Genomic DNA, 17,555 nt, shown 5'->3' on the forward strand with positions numbered 1-17,555 from the left:
CGTTCCGATCGCGATGGAAGAAAAGCTGCGCTTCGCAATCCGCGAAGGCGGCCGTACCGTCGGCGCAGGCATCGTTGCCTCGATCGTCGAGTAATCGACTGATTTCAGATCAGTAGAGAGGCCCCGCCGGCAACGGCGGGGCCTTTTTCGTTTCGGTTGTCGCCAGGATTTCGTCGATGAAGGCGCGCTTGCCGTGGGTGTAGATATCCCAATCGCCATTGGCCTGCTCTGCGAGTTGCCGCTTCAGGGCTTCGTAGCGGCTGGCGAGTTCGGGAGCGTCACGCAGCCGGTCCCTGAGCACTAGACGTGCCGCATGGGCGGCGTTGTCGTCTCCACAGAGATAGAGCCGCGTGCCATAGGCAAGCGTTGCCATAGTAAACGTCCACAGGCCGCTTGCGTGCGGGTCGCCGTGAAAGGTGTAGCCTGCGTTGCAGAGGCGAGCGCTGAGCCCCGGCAGCTCCGCTACGTCCGCTACCACCGCATCGATATCGATCTTCGGCTTCGCGGCCAGTCCGGGTATCGCCGTGCTTCCGATGTGGTGGATCTCGCGGACGAAAGGCGAGAGCAGGGCGGTGATGGAAAGCGCCCGCGCCTCAAAGAGCGACGGCCAGAGAGGATCATATTCGACCAGCGTGATGCGCGACATGCGAATCGATTCCGGTGAGGAGAGCTTCTGGCAGGATAGCGAATGCCCGCAGCGCCGCGACCATTTCTGAGTGGCGAGGCAATGACTTGCCTTTCTTTGTGGGGCACTCCGGCCGGCAGGGCAGGGGATAGATGCGATTGAATGCGGATTTTTTCGGATCGGCGTTGAAAGGTGCTTGTCATCCTCCGGCAAACTGAATATGAAGCCGCTGACTTGAGGCGGCGAGACGTTGTTGAACGGGCACGCAGCCGAATAGGGGTATAGCTCAGTTGGTAGAGCGGCGGTCTCCAAAACCGCAGGTCGGGGGTTCGAGCCCCTCTGCCCCTGCCATTCTCTCCAGGCTTGCATAAGAGCTGAGGGTTCGGCAGAGTAAGTTTAAGGATCGGTTAGCCGGTCGACGAAATTCACAGAAAAGACTGATTGGCTCTTGTGGTTTTTAGAATCGGTCTTTATGTAGGGTCCAAACAGACACGCGGTGCGTGGGGCTGAATCATCGGCTTTACGCGCCGTAATGGCGTGAGCATTACATGGCATCCAAAACGAATCCGGTAACGTTTCTGCAGCAGGTTCGCTCTGAAACGTCGAAAGTGACCTGGCCCTCTCGGCGCGAGACGATGATCTCGACGCTGATGGTCTTTGTCATGGTCTTTTTTGCCGCTGCCTTCTTCTTTGCTGCGGACCAGTTGATGGGTTGGGCGATCGGCCTCATCCTCAACGTTGGCGCTTGATTGGGTGGAGGCTAGTATGGCTGCGCGCTGGTACATTGTTCACGCCTATTCGAACTTCGAAAAGAAGGTCGCTGAATCGATCGAGGAAAAGGCCAAGCAGAAGGGTCTCGAGCACCTGTTCGAGAAGATTCTCGTGCCGACCGAGAAGGTTGTCGAAGTGCGTCGCGGCCGCAAGGTTGACGCCGAGCGCAAGTTCTTCCCGGGCTACGTTCTGGTTCGCGCCAACCTGACGGATGAGGCTTTCCATCTCATCAAGAACACGCCGAAGGTAACCGGTTTCCTCGGTACCGACAGCAAGCCGGTTCCGATTCCGGACCATGAAGCCGAGCGCATCCTCGGTCAGGTCCAGGATGGTGTCGAGCGTCCGAAGCCTTCGGTCTCGTTCGAGATCGGCGAGCAGGTTCGCGTTTCCGACGGTCCGTTCGCCTCGTTCAACGGCGTCGTTCAGGATGTCGACGAAGAGCGTTCGCGCCTCAAGGTCGAAGTTTCGATCTTCGGCCGCGCGACCCCGGTCGAGCTGGAATACGGTCAGGTCGAGAAGGTCTGATAAGGCCTTAAAAGGATAGGGTGGGTTTAGGCCCATTCTGGCGGAGAAATCCGCATGCGCGTGGAAGGATGCCGGCCTTAGCCGGGTCGGATGTTCCGTACCACGCAACCGCAGCCGCCGGCCATCGAGGTCGGCAAGAGCCGGGTAACTGGCATAACAGGTCCTTGGAGCGATCCGTCGCGAGGGGATTTTAGAAAGGCAGAGAGAAATGGCTAAGAAAGTTGCAGGCCAGCTCAAGCTGCAGGTGAAGGCTGGGGCGGCCAATCCGTCTCCGCCGATCGGTCCTGCGCTCGGTCAGCGTGGCATTAACATCATGGAATTCTGCAAGGCGTTCAATGCCGCCACGCAGGAAATGGAAAAGGGTATGCCGATCCCGGTCGTCATCACCTATTACCAGGACAAGTCCTTCACCTTCGTCATGAAGCAGCCGCCGGTCAGCTACTTCCTGAAGAAGGAAGCAAAGATCCAGTCCGGCTCGAAGACCCCCGGCAAGGGCGGTTCGGCTGGCAAGCTCACCAAGGCTCAGATCAAGTCGATCGCCGAAGCCAAGATGAAGGATCTCAATGCCGCCGATATCGAAGGCGCAATGGCCATGATCGAGGGCTCTGCCCGCGCTATGGGCCTGGAAGTGGTAGGCTAAGACCATGGCGAAGATTGCAAAGCGAGTACAGAAGTCCCGCGAGGGCGTTGACCCGACGAAGATCTACGGTCTTACCGAAGCCGTCTCGATGGTCAAGGAACGCGCAACTGCCAAGTTCGACGAAACCGTCGAAGTTGCGATGAACCTCGGCGTTGACCCGCGCCACGCTGACCAGATGGTCCGCGGCGTTGTCAACCTGCCGAACGGCACCGGCCGCTCGGTTCGCGTCGCCGTTTTCGCACGTGGCGCCAAGGCTGACGAAGCCAAGGCTGCTGGTGCTGACGTCGTTGGCGCAGAAGAGCTTGTCGAAATCGTCCAGGGCGGCAAGATCGATTTCGATCGCTGCATCGCCACCCCGGACATGATGCCGCTCGTCGGTCGCCTCGGTAAGGTTCTCGGCCCGCGTGGCATGATGCCGAACCCGAAGGTTGGCACGGTTACGATGGATGTCGCTGGTGCCGTCAAGGCTTCCAAGGGCGGCGCCGTTGAGTTCCGCGTCGAGAAGGCCGGTATCGTTCACGCTGGCATCGGCAAGGCGTCCTTCGACGCCAAGGCACTGGAAGAAAACATCCGTGCTTTCGCTGACGCCGTGATCAAGGCAAAGCCGACCGGCGCCAAGGGCAACTACGTCAAGCGCGTCGCGATTTCGTCGACCATGGGCCCGGGCCTCAAGATCGACCCGGCCACGCTCAGCGTCGCCTAAAGAATTTTCGGGCTTCGGCCCGGGAAAGAGTTTCCGGCCCTTCGGGGCCGGAAATCCGGATTTCGATCCGGAACTCCTGTCCGAGATTGCGGGTGGTTATACCTTAATCACTTCGGCCTGCATGAGACGGGTAAGATCTGAATTTCGCCATGACGCCGGAGGCGTCGAAATTCGGTTCGAACCTCGCTTGCCTTGTGTCAGACCCGGCTCTTCCGGGAACGCCAAGGGACAGGATCCTTAAGCGTTATCAGGGATCGAGCTCGATCTCGGGTGACAAAGGCAAACCCGATGGGGCTGCATTATTGCAACCCTGTCTACTGGAGACAGACAGTGGAAAGAGCGGAAAAACGCGAATTCGTCACGGAGCTGAACGAAGTCTTCAAGGCTTCCGGTTCGGTTGTCGTGGCCCACTATGCTGGTGTCACAGTTGCGCAGATGAACGACTTCCGTTCGAAGATGCGCGCTGCTGGCGGCACCGTCAAAGTCGCGAAAAACCGCCTGGCCAAGATCGCTCTTCAGGGCACCGAGTCGGAAGGGATGACCAATCTCTTCAAGGGTCAGACGCTGATCGCATACAGCGAAGACCCGATCACGGCTCCTAAGGTTGTCATGGATTTCGCCAAGACCAACGACAAGCTCGTTGTTCTCGGTGGCGCCATGGGCACGACCACGCTCAACGCCGAAGCAGTCAAGTCGCTTGCGACCCTGCCTTCGCTCGACGAGCTGCGCGCAAAGCTGCTGGGCCTTCTCAATGCCCCGGCAACCCGCGTCGCAACGGTTGTTCAGGCACCGGCAAGCCAGCTTGCTCGCGTGTTCTCGGCCTATGCCAAGAAGGACGAAGCCGCCTAAGGCGGATTTTCGCTGTTGTATTTAAAACCAGTTCGAACCGAACAAAAGGAAAAGTAAAATGGCTGATCTCGCAAAGATCGTTGAAGACCTCTCCTCGCTGACCGTTCTGGAAGCTGCTGAGCTTTCCAAGCTGCTCGAAGAGAAGTGGGGCGTTTCGGCTGCTGCTCCGGTAGCTGTCGCTGCTGCTGGCGGCGCTGCTGCTCCGGCTGCTGCTGAAGAAGAAAAGACCGAGTTTGACGTTATCCTCGTTGACGCTGGCGCCAACAAGATCAACGTCATCAAGGAAGTTCGCGGCATCACCGGCCTCGGCCTCAAGGAAGCCAAGGACCTGGTCGAAGGCGCTCCGAAGCCGGTTAAGGAAGCAGTTTCCAAGGCTGAAGCTGCTGACCTCAAGAAGAAGCTCGAAGACGCTGGCGCCAAGGTTGACGTCAAGTAATTCGGCTACATGCAAGGGGAGGTGGCCTTTTCAGGCCGCCTCTCTTTGACCGTTTTTAGAACATATTACCCAAAAGCCTGTCGAAAAACGGCTTTTGGGTAATGGGTTCTTCAAGAGGATGGTCTCGAACGGAAGGCAGCACAGCAATCCGCGCTGAGCGTTTTTCGTTGGTTGGACGAGATTGAACTACTCATTGATTGACGGGGTCGACTGGCCATCGGTTCCCGTCCGTTGCAGGCCCGGATGCAAGATTGACAAGGAGCGACGATGGCTCAGACCCTTTCGTTTAACGGTCGCAGGCGCGTACGCAAGTTTTTTGGTAAAATTCCAGAAGTCGCAGAAATGCCGAACCTCATCGAGGTTCAAAAGGCATCCTACGACCAGTTTCTGATGGTTGAAGAGCCCAAGGGCGGTCGCCCTGATGAAGGGCTCCAAGCTGTTTTCAAGTCCGTTTTCCCGATCAAGGACTTCTCGGGCGCATCGATGCTTGAATTCGTTTCGTACGAATTCGAGCCGCCGAAGTTCGACGTCGAAGAATGCCGTCAGCGCGATCTGACCTACGCAGCGCCGCTCAAGGTGACGCTGCGCCTCATCGTGTTCGATATCGACGAGGATACCGGCGCGAAGTCGATCAAGGACATCAAGGAACAGAACGTCTACATGGGCGACATGCCGCTCATGACCGACAACGGTACCTTCATCGTCAACGGCACCGAGCGCGTCATCGTTTCGCAGATGCACCGTTCGCCGGGCGTGTTCTTCGACCACGACAAGGGCAAGAGCCACTCGTCGGGCAAGCTGCTGTTTGCGGCCCGTGTCATTCCTTACCGCGGTTCCTGGCTCGACATCGAGTTCGATGCCAAGGATATCGTTCATGCCCGTATCGACCGTCGCCGCAAGATTCCGGTGACGTCGCTGCTGATGGCGCTCGGAATGGACGGCGAGGAAATCCTCGACACCTTCTACACGAAGTCGCTCTACCAGCGCGACGGCGAAGGCTGGCGCGTGCCGTTCCAGCCGGACGCCCTTAAGGGCCAGAAGGCCATCACCGAGATGGTCGACGCCGACACCGGCGAAGTCGTTGTCGAAGCTGGCAAGAAGCTGACCCCGCGTCTGCTGCGCCAGCTGCAGGAAAAGGGCCTGAAGGCGCTCAAGGCGACCAATGATGACCTCTACGGCAACTACCTTGCCGAAGACGTCGTCAACTACAGCACCGGCGAGATCTATCTCGAAGCCGGCGACGAAATCGACGAGAAGACCCTTCCGGTCATCCTCTCGGCTGGTTTCGACGAGATCCCGGTTCTCGACATCGACCACATCAATGTAGGCGCCTACATCCGCAACACGCTGACCGTAGACAAGAACGAGAACCGTCAGGACGCCCTGTTCGACATCTACCGCGTCATGCGTCCGGGTGAACCGCCGACCATGGATTCCGCGGAAGCCATGTTCAACACGCTGTTCTTCGATGCCGAGCGCTACGACCTTTCGGCCGTCGGTCGCGTCAAGATGAACATGCGTCTCGACCTCGAAGTTGCCGACACCGTGCGCATCCTGCGCAAGGAAGACATCCTGGCTGTCGTCAAGATGCTCGTCGAGCTGCGTGACGGCAAGGGCGAGATCGACGACATCGACAACCTCGGCAACCGCCGTGTTCGTTCGGTCGGCGAGCTCATGGAGAACCAGTACCGTCTCGGCCTGCTCCGCATGGAGCGCGCGATCAAGGAACGCATGTCCTCGATCGAAATCGACACGGTCATGCCGCAGGACCTGATCAACGCGAAGCCGGCTGCGGCCGCCGTTCGCGAGTTCTTCGGCTCCTCGCAGCTGTCGCAGTTCATGGACCAGGTGAACCCGCTTTCGGAAATCACCCACAAGCGCCGTCTTTCGGCTCTTGGCCCGGGTGGTCTGACCCGCGAGCGCGCCGGCTTCGAAGTCCGCGACGTTCACCCGACCCACTACGGCCGTATTTGCCCGATCGAAACGCCGGAAGGCCCGAACATCGGTCTGATCAACTCGCTTGCAACCTTTGCCCGCGTCAACAAGTACGGCTTCATCGAAAGCCCGTACCGCAAGATCGTTGACGGCAAGGTGACGAACGACGTCGTCTATCTCTCCGCAATGGAAGAGGCGAAGTACCACGTTGCCCAGGCAAACTCGGTTCTCGAGAACGATGGCTCGTTCGCTGAAGAGTTCGTTGTTTGCCGTCACGCCGGCGAAGTTATGCTGGCGCCGCGCGACAACATCAACCTGATGGACGTTTCGCCGAAGCAGCTCGTTTCGGTCGCAGCGGCGCTCATCCCGTTCCTCGAGAACGACGACGCCAACCGCGCACTGATGGGCTCGAACATGCAGCGTCAGGCCGTGCCGCTGCTGCGCGCCGAAGCACCGTTCGTCGGTACCGGCATGGAGCCGGTCGTTGCCCGTGACTCCGGCGCTGCTATTGCAGCCCGTCGTGGCGGTGTCGTCGACCAGGTTGACGCGACGCGTATCGTTATCCGCGCCACCGAAGACCTCGATCCGTCGAAGTCGGGCGTCGATATCTACCGTCTGCAGAAGTTCCAGCGCTCGAACCAGAACACCTGCGTCAACCAGCGCCCGCTGGTCACCGTCGGTGACATCCTGAACAAGGGTGACATCATCGCTGACGGTCCGTCGACCGACCTCGGTGACCTGGCTCTCGGCCGCAACGCGCTCGTCGCGTTCATGCCGTGGAACGGCTACAACTACGAAGACTCGATCCTGCTCTCCGAGCGGATCGTGCGCGACGACGTGTTCACCTCCATCCACATCGAAGAATTCGAAGTGATGGCGCGTGACACCAAGCTGGGTCCGGAAGAAATCACCCGCGACATTCCGAACGTTTCGGAAGAAGCGCTGCGCAACCTTGACGAAGCCGGTATCGTTTATATCGGTGCAGAGGTTCAGCCGGGTGACATCCTCGTCGGCAAGATCACGCCGAAGGGCGAAAGCCCGATGACGCCGGAAGAAAAGCTTCTGCGCGCCATCTTCGGTGAAAAGGCCTCCGACGTTCGCGACACCTCGATGCGCATGCCCCCGGGCACCTTCGGTACCGTCGTCGAAGTTCGCGTCTTCAACCGCCACGGCGTTGAGAAGGACGAGCGCGCGATGGCGATCGAGCGCGAGGAAATCGAACGCCTCGCCAAGGACCGCGACGACGAACAGGCGATCCTGGACCGCAACGTCTACGCCCGTCTCGTCGACATGCTGCGTGGCCACACGGCCGTTGCCGGCCCGAAGGGCTTCAAGAAGGGCACCGAGCTTTCGAACCTCGTCGTCAGCGAATACCCCCGCTCGCAGTGGTGGATGTTCGCCGTCGAAGACGAAAAGGCTCAGGGCGAGATCGAAGCTCTGCGCGCCCAGTACGACGAATCCAAGTCGCGCCTCGAACAGCGCTTCATGGACAAGGTCGAGAAGGTCCAGCGCGGCGACGAAATGCCTCCGGGCGTCATGAAGATGGTCAAGGTCTTCGTCGCTGTGAAGCGCAAGATCCAGCCGGGTGACAAGATGGCCGGCCGTCACGGCAACAAGGGCGTTGTGTCGCGTATCGTACCGATCGAAGACATGCCGTTCCTGGAAGACGGCACGCATGTCGACGTCGTTCTGAACCCGCTCGGCGTGCCTTCGCGCATGAACGTCGGCCAGATCCTCGAAACCCACCTTGGCTGGGCTTGCGCCGGCATGGGTCAGAAGATCGGCGCGATGCTCGACGCCTACAAGGCAGGTGCCGATATCCAGCCGCTGCGCGACACCATCGACAGCGTCATCGGGTCGGGCCCGAAGGGTGAGCCGATCAAGCAGTACGACGACGAGTCGATCGTGCGCCTGGCCGAGCAGACCCGTCGCGGCGTTTCGATCGCAACGCCGGTCTTCGACGGTGCTGTCGAAGCCGACGTCAACGAGATGCTGGAGCAGGCAGGTCTGAAGGTGACCGGTCAGTCGACGCTCTATGACGGCCGTACCGGCGATCAGTTCGACCGCCAGGTGACCGTGGGCTACATCTACATGTTGAAGCTCAACCACCTGGTCGACGACAAGATCCACGCCCGTTCGATCGGTCCGTACTCGCTCGTCACCCAGCAGCCGCTCGGTGGTAAGGCGCAGTTCGGCGGTCAGCGCTTCGGGGAAATGGAGGTCTGGGCGCTCGAAGCGTACGGCGCCGCCTACACCCTGCAGGAAATGCTGACGGTCAAGTCGGACGACGTTGCCGGTCGTACGAAGGTCTACGAAGCGATCGTCCGTGGCGACGATACCTTCGAAGCGGGCATTCCGGAGAGCTTCAACGTTCTCGTCAAGGAAATGCGCTCGCTGGGCCTTTCGGTCGAGCTCGAAAACTCGAAGGTCGACGAGGCTGGCGCGGCGCAGTTGCCCGACGCAGCCGAGTAAAGAGACCCAAGGTGCGTGCCGCTCATGCGGCGCGCACCGTTTCCGCCGGGAGACGCTGACGTCTCCGGCAGGAACGAAGCCGCAGCCAATGCGGTTTTAGCTGTTTATGGGGCAGGGGCCGGCGCCCGGGATTTGTCGGCACCCTCGCCAAGCTCAGGGCGTAAAGCCCGTAAAGGAGACAGGCATGAACCAAGAGGTCATGAATCTTTTCAATCCGCAGGTGCCTGCACAGACCTTCGATTCCATTCGGATTTCGATCGCCTCGCCGGAGAAGATTCTTTCCTGGTCTTACGGTGAGATCAAGAAGCCGGAGACGATCAACTACCGCACGTTCAAGCCGGAACGCGACGGTCTGTTCTGCGCGCGCATCTTTGGACCGATCAAGGACTACGAGTGCCTGTGCGGCAAGTACAAGCGCATGAAGTACAAGGGCATCATCTGCGAAAAGTGCGGCGTCGAAGTGACGTTGTCGCGCGTTCGCCGTGAGCGCATGGGCCACATCGAGCTCGCCGCTCCCGTTGCCCACATCTGGTTCCTGAAGTCGCTGCCGAGCCGCATTTCGACGCTGCTCGACATGACGCTGAAGGATGTCGAGCGCGTTCTGTACTTCGAAAACTACATCGTCACCGAGCCGGGTCTGACGTCGCTGAAGGAAAACCAGCTCCTCAGCGAAGAAGACTACATGCTCGCCGTCGACGAGTTCGGCGAAGACCAGTTCACCGCCATGATCGGCGCCGAAGCGATCTACGAAATGCTCGCTTCAATGAACCTGGAAAAGATCGCCGGCGACCTGCGCGCCGAGCTCGCTGAGACGACCTCGGATCTGAAGCAGAAGAAGCTGATGAAGCGGCTGAAGATCGTCGAGAACTTCATGGATTCCGGCAACCGCCCGGAATGGATGATCATGAAGGTCGTTCCGGTGATCCCCCCGGATCTGCGTCCGCTCGTGCCGCTCGACGGCGGCCGTTTCGCGACCTCGGATCTGAACGATCTCTATCGCCGCGTCATCAACCGTAACAACCGTCTGAAGCGCCTGATCGAACTGCGCGCCCCGGGCATCATCATCCGCAACGAAAAGCGCATGCTGCAGGAATCTGTCGATGCGTTGTTCGACAACGGCCGTCGTGGCCGCGTCATCACCGGCGCCAACAAGCGTCCGCTGAAGTCGCTGTCCGACATGCTCAAGGGCAAGCAGGGCCGCTTCCGTCAGAACCTGCTCGGCAAGCGCGTCGACTATTCCGGCCGTTCGGTCATCGTGACCGGCCCGGAGCTGAAGCTGCACCAGTGCGGCCTGCCGAAGAAGATGGCGCTCGAGCTGTTCAAGCCGTTCATCTACGCGCGTCTTGACGCCAAGGGCTTCTCGTCCACCGTCAAGCAGGCAAAGAAGCTCGTCGAAAAGGAAAAGCCGGAAGTCTGGGATATCCTCGACGAGGTCATCCGCGAGCACCCGGTTCTCCTGAACCGTGCGCCGACGCTGCACCGCCTGGGCATCCAGGCCTTCGAACCGACCCTGGTCGAAGGCAAGGCGATCCAGCTGCACCCGCTCGTCTGCACGGCCTTCAACGCCGACTTCGACGGTGACCAGATGGCCGTTCACGTGCCGCTGTCGCTCGAAGCTCAGCTCGAAGCCCGCGTGCTGATGATGTCGACCAACAACATTCTGCACCCGGCAAACGGCGCGCCGATCATCGTTCCGTCGCAGGACATGGTTCTCGGTCTCTACTACTTGTCGATCCTGAACCAGAACGAGCCGGGCGAAGGCATGGCGTTCTCGGACATGGGCGAGTTGCACCACGCGCTCGAAACCAAGGCCGTGACGCTGCACGCCAAGATCCGTGGCCGCTTCAAGACCGTCGACGCCGAGGGCAACCCGGTTTCGAAGATCTATGAAACCACGCCTGGCCGCATGATCATCGGCGAGCTGCTGCCGCGCAACGTCAACGTGCCGTTCGATACCTGCAACCAGGAAATGACCAAGAAGAACATCTCCAAGATGATCGACACGGTCTACCGTCATTGCGGCCAGAAGGACACGGTCATCTTCTGCGACCGCATCATGCAGCTCGGCTTCGCCCATGCCTGCCGCGCCGGCATTTCGTTCGGCAAGGACGACATGGTCATCCCGGACACCAAGGTGAAGATCGTCGGCGACACTGAAGCGCTCGTGAAGGAATACGAGCAGCAGTACAATGACGGCCTCATCACCCAAGGCGAAAAGTACAACAAGGTTGTCGACGCCTGGGGCAAGGCGACGGAAAAGGTCGCCGAAGAAATGATGGCCCGCATCAAGGCGGTCGAGTTCGACGACAATGGTCGCCAGAAGCCGATGAACTCGATCTACATGATGTCGCACTCGGGTGCTCGTGGTTCTCCGAACCAGATGCGCCAGCTGGGCGGTATGCGTGGCCTCATGGCCAAGCCGTCGGGCGAAATCATCGAGACGCCAATCATCTCGAACTTCAAGGAAGGCCTGACCGTTAACGAGTACTTCAACTCGACCCACGGTGCCCGTAAGGGTCTGGCAGACACTGCCTTGAAAACCGCGAACTCCGGTTACCTGACCCGCCGTCTCGTCGACGTCGCGCAGGATTGCATCGTCAACTCCGTCGATTGCGGCACCGACAAGGGCCTCACCATGACGGCGATCGTCGATGCCGGTCAGGTCGTGGCTTCGCTTGGCGCTCGTATTCTCGGTCGTACGGCTTTGGACGACATCGATCACCCGGTCACGGGCGCTCGCATCGTCGACGCCGGCCGGATGATCCTTGAACCGGATGTCATCGAGATCGAGAAGGCTGGTATTCAGTCGATCCGCATCCGCTCGGCGCTGACCTGCGAAATCCAGACGGGCGTTTGCGGCGTCTGCTACGGCCGCGACCTGGCTCGTGGTACGCCGGTCAACATGGGCGAAGCGGTTGGCGTTATCGCCGCACAGTCGATCGGTGAACCGGGCACCCAGCTCACCATGCGTACCTTCCACTTGGGTGGTACGGCGACCGTGGTTGACCAGTCGTTCCTCGAAGCGTCCTACGAAGGTACGGTTCAGATCAAGAACCGCAACATGCTGCGCAACTCTGACGGCGTTCTCGTCGCCATGGGTCGTAACATGGCCGTCCAGATCCTGGATGAACGTGGCGTCGAGCGGTCCTCGCAGCGCGTTGCCTACGGTTCGAAGATCCTCGTCGACGACGGCGACAAGGTGAAGCGCGGTCAGCGTCTCGCCGAATGGGACCCCTACACCCGTCCGATGATGACGGAAGTGGAAGGTACCGTTCACTTCGAAGACGTCGTCGACGGCATCTCGGTTCTGGAAGCGACCGACGAGTCCACCGGCATCACCAAGCGTCAGGTTATCGATTGGCGTTCGACGCCGCGCGGTACGGACCTGAAGCCGGCGATCGTCATCAAGGACAAGAACGGCGCAGTCATGAAGCTGTCGCGTGGTGGCGACGCCCGCTTCATGCTTTCGGTTGACGCCATTCTGTCGGTCGAACCGGGCACGAAGGTTTCGCAGGGTGACGTGCTTGCACGTTCGCCGCTCGAAAGCGCCAAGACCAAGGACATCACCGGTGGTCTGCCGCGCGTTGCCGAACTGTTCGAAGCACGTCGTCCGAAGGATCACGCCATCATCGCTGAGATCGATGGTACGATCCGCTTCGGCCGCGACTACAAGAACAAGCGTCGCGTTCTGATCGAGCCGGCGGAAGACGGTGTCGAGCCGGTCGAATACCTGATCCCGAAGGGCAAGCCCTTCCATCTTCAGGATGGCGACTACATCGAAAAGGGCGACTACATCCTCGACGGCAACCCGGCGCCGCACGACATCCTGGCGATCAAGGGCGTGGAAGCACTTGCTTCCTACCTGGTCAACGAAATCCAGGAAGTCTACCGACTGCAGGGCGTTGTCATCAACGACAAGCACATCGAGGTGATCGTCCGTCAGATGCTGCAGAAGGTTGAAATCACCGACGCCGGTGACTCGACCTACATCGTCGGCGACAACGTCGATCGCATCGAGCTCGAAGACGTCAATGACGGCCTGATCGAACAGGGCAAGAAGCCGGCTTACGGCGATCCGGTCCTGCTCGGCATCACCAAGGCCTCGCTGCAGACGCCGTCGTTCATCTCGGCAGCGTCGTTCCAGGAGACCACGAAGGTCCTGACGGAAGCCGCAATCGCCGGCAAGACCGACGGCCTGCAGGGTCTGAAGGAAAACGTCATCGTCGGCCGTCTGATCCCGGCCGGTACCGGCGGCACGATGACCCAGATCCGTCGCATCGCAACCGCGCGCGACGAAATGATCCTGGAAGAGCGTCGTCGCGGCACCGGTGCAGACGTGGCAACGCCGATGCTCGCCGATCTCGCAAGCGAGAACGCGGCAGCCGAATAATGGGGGAGGGCGTGTTCGCCCTCCAACCTCACAAAATAAGAAGCCGCCGAGAGCGATCTCGGCGGCTTCTTCTTTTGCAAATACGGTCTTGGGAGCTGGTGCGATGGGCGGTCTTGCAGCGTCTCAGCTGAAGCGGATGATCGCGACTTCGCCTTCGAGCGCACCCTGATAGGCGGACGCGTGCGGCTCTTCGCTCGGAACGTCGGTCAATGTGCCGATCTGGTCCAGGTCGGCCTCGAGAAAACCTTCTTCTGCAAGCGCGTTGAGCGCTTCGCGTACCGCGGTATCGTCGTCGGGCGCCTTCAGCATTACGTGAATGTCCACGCCGTCCTCGTCGCCGTCGGTCTCGTAGGCCTTGCCGATGATGATGAACACCATCGGCTCGTCCGGGGCATTGTCGTTGTCTGGGGTGACGGCCATTTTGTTTCCTTTCGAATGGGTTTGGTGCGACCTTAGCTTCCTTTTTGAATCAGCGCGATGGAAATGCAATGCCGCGCGGACGCTTCCGTTGAGAGCGAGTCGATCATCGTGGAAAACCCCCACAAAGTGGTTGCCGATTCCTTAATCCCGTCAGACACTCCGGGCACAGAAGGGCAGATGAGGCGGGCGCCAGGCGCCAAACCATGTGCAAAAGCCTTGTTTTTCAGGCATGCCGGGCGAACGCGTCCGGGAATATTTCTTAATTGCCCTTGACTGTTCGCCTTGAAATCAGTACACCCCGCCGCATCGGAGCCCATGTGAGGCTGGCTGGTTCGGAACGTCGCGTTCTGAAGTTCGCCTCAAACAAGGTTCGAAACGCACGCTGACGACTACAATGCTGCACGCACGACGCACGAAATAGTGCGTCCTCTGCTTTATTTGGGGCCATCTGCGGAAAAGGCGGATCGGCCCTTGTTTTGCGCATTTCATGAGGCGTTCGAAACTGCCGGCGACGGCAACGATCCGCCCGCAAGGGTAATGTGACAAGATTTTGCAAGGGATGGGTATATGCCTACCGTAAACCAGCTGATCCGTAAGCCTCGTCAGGCACAGGTAAAGCGCAACAAGGTTCCTGCTCTGCAGGAAAACCCGCAGAAGCGTGGCGTTTGCACCCGCGTTTACACGACGACCCCGAAGAAGCCGAACTCGGCTCTGCGTAAGGTTGCCAAGATTCGTCTGACGAACGGCTTCGAAGTCATCGGCTACATTCCGGGTGAAGGCCACAACCTTCAGGAACACTCGGTCGTGATGATCCGTGGCGGCCGCGTTAAGGACCTTCCGGGTGTTCGTTATCACATCATCCGCGGTGTTCTCGATACCCAGGGCGTCAAGAACCGCAAGCAGCGCCGTTCGAAGTACGGTGCGAAGCGTCCGAAGTAATTCGGTTTTGAAAATCCCGGCGCTGCGCGAGGTCCTCCGCGTGGTAGAGCGCTAAATAGTTTGAAGAGACGAGAAGTATGTCCAGACGTCATAGAGCAGAAAAGCGTGAGATCAACCCGGATCCGAAGTTCGGTGATCTGGTTGTCACGAAGTTCATGAATGCGATCATGCTGCACGGCAAGAAGTCGGTCGCTGAAACCATCGTTTACGGTGCGTTCGATGCGGTTCAGGCCAAGCTGAAGCAGGAGCCGATCGCTGTATTCCATTCCGCGCTCGACAACATCGCGCCGCACGTTGAAGTGCGTTCGCGTCGCGTTGGTGGTGCAACCTACCAGGTTCCGGTCGACGTTCGTCCGGAGCGTCGCCAGGCTCTCGCCATCCGTTGGCTGATCACGGCTGCACGCAAGCGCAACGAAACGACCATGGTTGATCGCCTCTGCGGCGAACTCATGGACGCAGCGAACAACCGTGGTAGCGCCGTGAAGAAGCGCGAAGACACGCACAAGATGGCTGATGCCAACCGTGCGTTCTCGCACTATCGCTGGTAATTCTGGCGCGAACGTCTCAAGAGGCAGTCCACTATGGCACGCGAATACAAAATCGAAGATTACCGTAACTTCGGTATCATGGCGCACATCGACGCCGGCAAGACCACGACGACCGAGCGCATTCTCTACTACACCGGCAAGTCCCACAAGATCGGCGAAGTCCACGACGGCGCCGCTACCATGGACTGGATGGAGCAGGAACAGGAACGCGGCATCACGATCACGTCTGCTGCGACGACCACCTTCTGGAAGGGTCGTGACGGCAAGGCTCGCCGCTTCAACATCATCGACACCCCCGGCCACGTTGACTTCACCATCGAAGTCGAGCGTTCGCTGCGCGTTCTCGACGGCGCCATCGCGCTGCTCGACGCCAACGCCGGTGTTGAGCCGCAGACGGAAACCGTCTGGCGTCAGGCGGAAAAGTACAACGTTCCGCGCATGATCTTCTGCAACAAGATGGACAAGACCGGCGCGGACTTCTACCGCTCGGTCGAGATGATCAAGACCCGTCTGGGCGCGATCGCCGTCGTCATGCAGCTGCCGATCGGCGCTGAAACCGAGTTCAAGGGTGTTATCGACCTGGTCGAGATGAACGCTCTCGTCTGGCGCGACGAATCGCTCGGCGCCCAGTGGGACGTCGTCGAGATTCCGGACGACATGAAGGACAAGGCCGAAGAATATCGCGAGAAGCTGATCGAGACCGTTGTCGAGATCGACGAAGCCGCGATGGAAGCCTACCTCGAAGGCAACATGCCCTCGAACGACAAGATCCGCGAACTCGTTCGCCGCGGCACCATCGACGTGAAGTTCCACCCGATGTTCTGCGGTACCGCGTTCAAGAACAAGGGCGTTCAGCCGCTTCTCGACGCGGTTGTCGACTACCTGCCGTCGCCGCTCGACATTCCGGCGATCAAGGGCATCGACGCCAAGACCGAAGCCGAGATCGAGCGTCACGCTGACGACGCCGAGCCGCTTTCGATGCTCGCGTTCAAGATCATGAACGACCCCTTCGTCGGTTCGCTGACCTTCGCACGCATCTATTCGGGCAAGCTCGAAAAGGGCTCGTCTGTCATGAACACGGTCAAGGACAAGCGCGAGCGCGTCGGCCGTATGCTGCAGATGCACTCGAACTCGCGTGAAGACATCGAAGAAGCCTTCGCAGGCGACATCGTTGCTCTTGCCGGTCTCAAGGAAACCACCACGGGTGACACGCTTTGCGATCCGCTGAAGCCGGTTATCCTCGAGCGCATGGAATTCCCGGAGCCGGTCATCCAGATCGCGATCGAGCCGAAGTCCAAGGGCGACCAGGAAAAGATGGGCCTCGCGCTCAACCGCCTGGCAGCTGAAGACCCGTCGTTCCGCGTCAAGACCGACCAGGAATCCGGCCAGACGATCATCGCTGGCATGGGCGAACTTCACCTCGACATCATCGTCGACCGTATGCGTCGCGAGTTCAAGGTTGAAGCCAACGTTGGTGCTCCGCAGGTTGCCTACCGCGAAACCATCACGCGTCAGCACGAAGAAGACTACACGCACAAGAAGCAGTCCGGTGGTACCGGTCAGTTCGCGCGCGTCAAGATCGTGTTCGAACCGAACCCGGATGGCGAAGATTTCGTCTTCGAATCCAAGATCGTCGGTGGTGCTGTTCCGAAGGAATACATCCCGGGCGTTCAGAAGGGTATCGAAAGCGTTCTGTCTTCGGGTCCGCTCGCTGGCTTCCCGATGCTCGGCGTCAAGGCGACGCTCATCGACGGTGCATTCCACGACGTCGACTCGTCGGTTCTCGCCTTCGAAATCGCATCGCGTGCTTGCTTCCGTGAAGCGGCCAAGAAGGCTGGTGCACAGCTTCTCGAGCCGATGATGAAGGTCGAAGTCGTAACGCCGGAAGACTACGTCGGCGACGTTATCGGCGACCTGAACTCCCGCCGTGGCCAGATCCAGGGCCAGGAATCGCGTGGCGTTGCCGTTGTGATCAACGCAAACGTTCCGCTGGCGAACATGTTCAAGTACGTCGACAACCTGCGCTCCATGTCTCAGGGCCGCGCGCAGTACACGATGACCTTCGATCACTACGCGCCGGTTCCGTCGAACGTCGCGCAGGAAATCCAGGCGAAGTATTCCGGTCAGAAGTGACCGGAATACCAAGACGCTGACAGAAGTTAAAAGTTTTCCCCGGTAGGGGATAGAAAACGGAGAGCCGGAAATGGCAAAGAGCAAATTTGAGCGCAACAAGCCGCACGTTAACATTGGCACGATTGGCCACGTTGACCATGGCAAGACGTCGCTGACCGCAGCGATCACG

Annotated in this window: 15 protein-coding genes and 1 tRNA gene; 14 read left to right on the plus strand and 2 right to left on the minus strand. The window is 59.6% G+C overall.

Annotated features, from left to right (window positions below):
- Window positions 1-94: EF-Tu C-terminal domain-related protein (locus ASD01_RS34975; RefSeq protein ID WP_018010126.1), on the plus strand; the 94-nt coding region annotated here is incomplete at its 5' end.
- A 15-nt stretch (window positions 95-109) separates the two neighbouring features.
- On the opposite strand, the gene ASD01_RS23595 is transcribed toward ASD01_RS34975, so the two are convergent.
- Window positions 110-646 (minus strand): GrpB family protein, encoded by a 537-nt coding sequence (locus tag ASD01_RS23595; protein ID WP_034795470.1) that lies wholly within the window; start codon window positions 644-646, stop codon window positions 110-112.
- A 254-nt stretch (window positions 647-900) separates the two neighbouring features.
- Between ASD01_RS23595 and ASD01_RS23600 the strand changes: the two genes are divergently transcribed.
- The 9 genes from ASD01_RS23600 to rpoC all read left to right on the plus strand — a co-directional run bounded on the left by ASD01_RS23600 (window position 901) and on the right by rpoC (window position 13,346).
- A tRNA-Trp gene (locus tag ASD01_RS23600) sits at window positions 901-976 on the plus strand.
- Between the two features lie 197 nt (window positions 977-1,173).
- A complete protein-coding gene (gene secE / locus ASD01_RS23605; protein WP_034795473.1) occupies window positions 1,174-1,374 on the plus strand; it encodes a preprotein translocase subunit SecE in 201 nt (66 codons plus the stop codon).
- A gap of 16 nt (window positions 1,375-1,390) precedes the next feature.
- Window positions 1,391-1,921 (plus strand): transcription termination/antitermination protein NusG, encoded by a 531-nt coding sequence (nusG, locus tag ASD01_RS23610; RefSeq protein ID WP_034795476.1) that lies wholly within the window; start codon window positions 1,391-1,393, stop codon window positions 1,919-1,921.
- Between the two features lie 208 nt (window positions 1,922-2,129).
- Window positions 2,130-2,561, plus strand: a complete 432-nt coding sequence (gene rplK / locus ASD01_RS23615; protein WP_034795479.1) for a 50S ribosomal protein L11 — start codon at window positions 2,130-2,132, stop codon at window positions 2,559-2,561.
- Window positions 2,562-2,565: 4 nt separating this feature from the next.
- Window positions 2,566-3,264, plus strand: coding sequence for a 50S ribosomal protein L1 (rplA, locus tag ASD01_RS23620; RefSeq protein ID WP_034795482.1), 699 nt, complete (start codon window positions 2,566-2,568; stop codon window positions 3,262-3,264).
- Window positions 3,265-3,594: 330 nt separating this feature from the next.
- Window positions 3,595-4,113: a 50S ribosomal protein L10 gene (gene rplJ, locus ASD01_RS23625; protein WP_034795485.1), complete on the plus strand. Its 519-nt coding sequence runs from the start codon at window positions 3,595-3,597 to the stop codon at window positions 4,111-4,113.
- Between the two features lie 58 nt (window positions 4,114-4,171).
- Window positions 4,172-4,549, plus strand: a complete 378-nt coding sequence (gene rplL, locus ASD01_RS23630; RefSeq protein ID WP_034795489.1) for a 50S ribosomal protein L7/L12 — start codon at window positions 4,172-4,174, stop codon at window positions 4,547-4,549.
- Between the two features lie 267 nt (window positions 4,550-4,816).
- On the plus strand, window positions 4,817-8,956 hold the full coding sequence (rpoB, locus tag ASD01_RS23635; protein ID WP_034795492.1) for a DNA-directed RNA polymerase subunit beta: 4,140 nt from the start codon (window positions 4,817-4,819) through the stop codon (window positions 8,954-8,956).
- Window positions 8,957-9,140: 184 nt separating this feature from the next.
- Window positions 9,141-13,346: a DNA-directed RNA polymerase subunit beta' gene (rpoC, locus tag ASD01_RS23640; RefSeq protein ID WP_034795495.1), complete on the plus strand. Its 4,206-nt coding sequence runs from the start codon at window positions 9,141-9,143 to the stop codon at window positions 13,344-13,346.
- 123 nt (window positions 13,347-13,469) lie between these two features.
- On the opposite strand, the gene ASD01_RS23645 is transcribed toward rpoC, so the two are convergent.
- Window positions 13,470-13,766, minus strand: coding sequence for a hypothetical protein (locus ASD01_RS23645; RefSeq protein ID WP_034795498.1), 297 nt, complete (start codon window positions 13,764-13,766; stop codon window positions 13,470-13,472).
- A gap of 567 nt (window positions 13,767-14,333) precedes the next feature.
- Here ASD01_RS23645 and rpsL point away from each other — a divergent pair.
- From rpsL to ASD01_RS34980, 4 genes are all read left to right on the plus strand, one after another.
- A complete protein-coding gene (gene rpsL / locus ASD01_RS23650; protein WP_003507760.1) occupies window positions 14,334-14,705 on the plus strand; it encodes a 30S ribosomal protein S12 in 372 nt (123 codons plus the stop codon).
- A gap of 77 nt (window positions 14,706-14,782) precedes the next feature.
- Entirely contained in the window at window positions 14,783-15,253 is a 471-nt protein-coding gene (gene rpsG, locus ASD01_RS23655; RefSeq protein ID WP_034795512.1) for a 30S ribosomal protein S7, read from the plus strand.
- Window positions 15,254-15,286: 33 nt separating this feature from the next.
- On the plus strand, window positions 15,287-17,386 hold the full coding sequence (gene fusA, locus ASD01_RS23660) for an elongation factor G (protein WP_034795515.1): 2,100 nt from the start codon (window positions 15,287-15,289) through the stop codon (window positions 17,384-17,386).
- Window positions 17,387-17,456: 70 nt separating this feature from the next.
- The coding region (locus ASD01_RS34980; protein WP_141681087.1) for a GTP-binding protein at window positions 17,457-17,555 on the plus strand (99 nt) is incomplete at its 3' end.

The sequence above is a fragment of the Ensifer sp. Root423 genome (assembly GCF_001426275.1).
Lineage (GTDB): Bacteria > Pseudomonadota > Alphaproteobacteria > Rhizobiales > Rhizobiaceae > Ensifer > Ensifer adhaerens.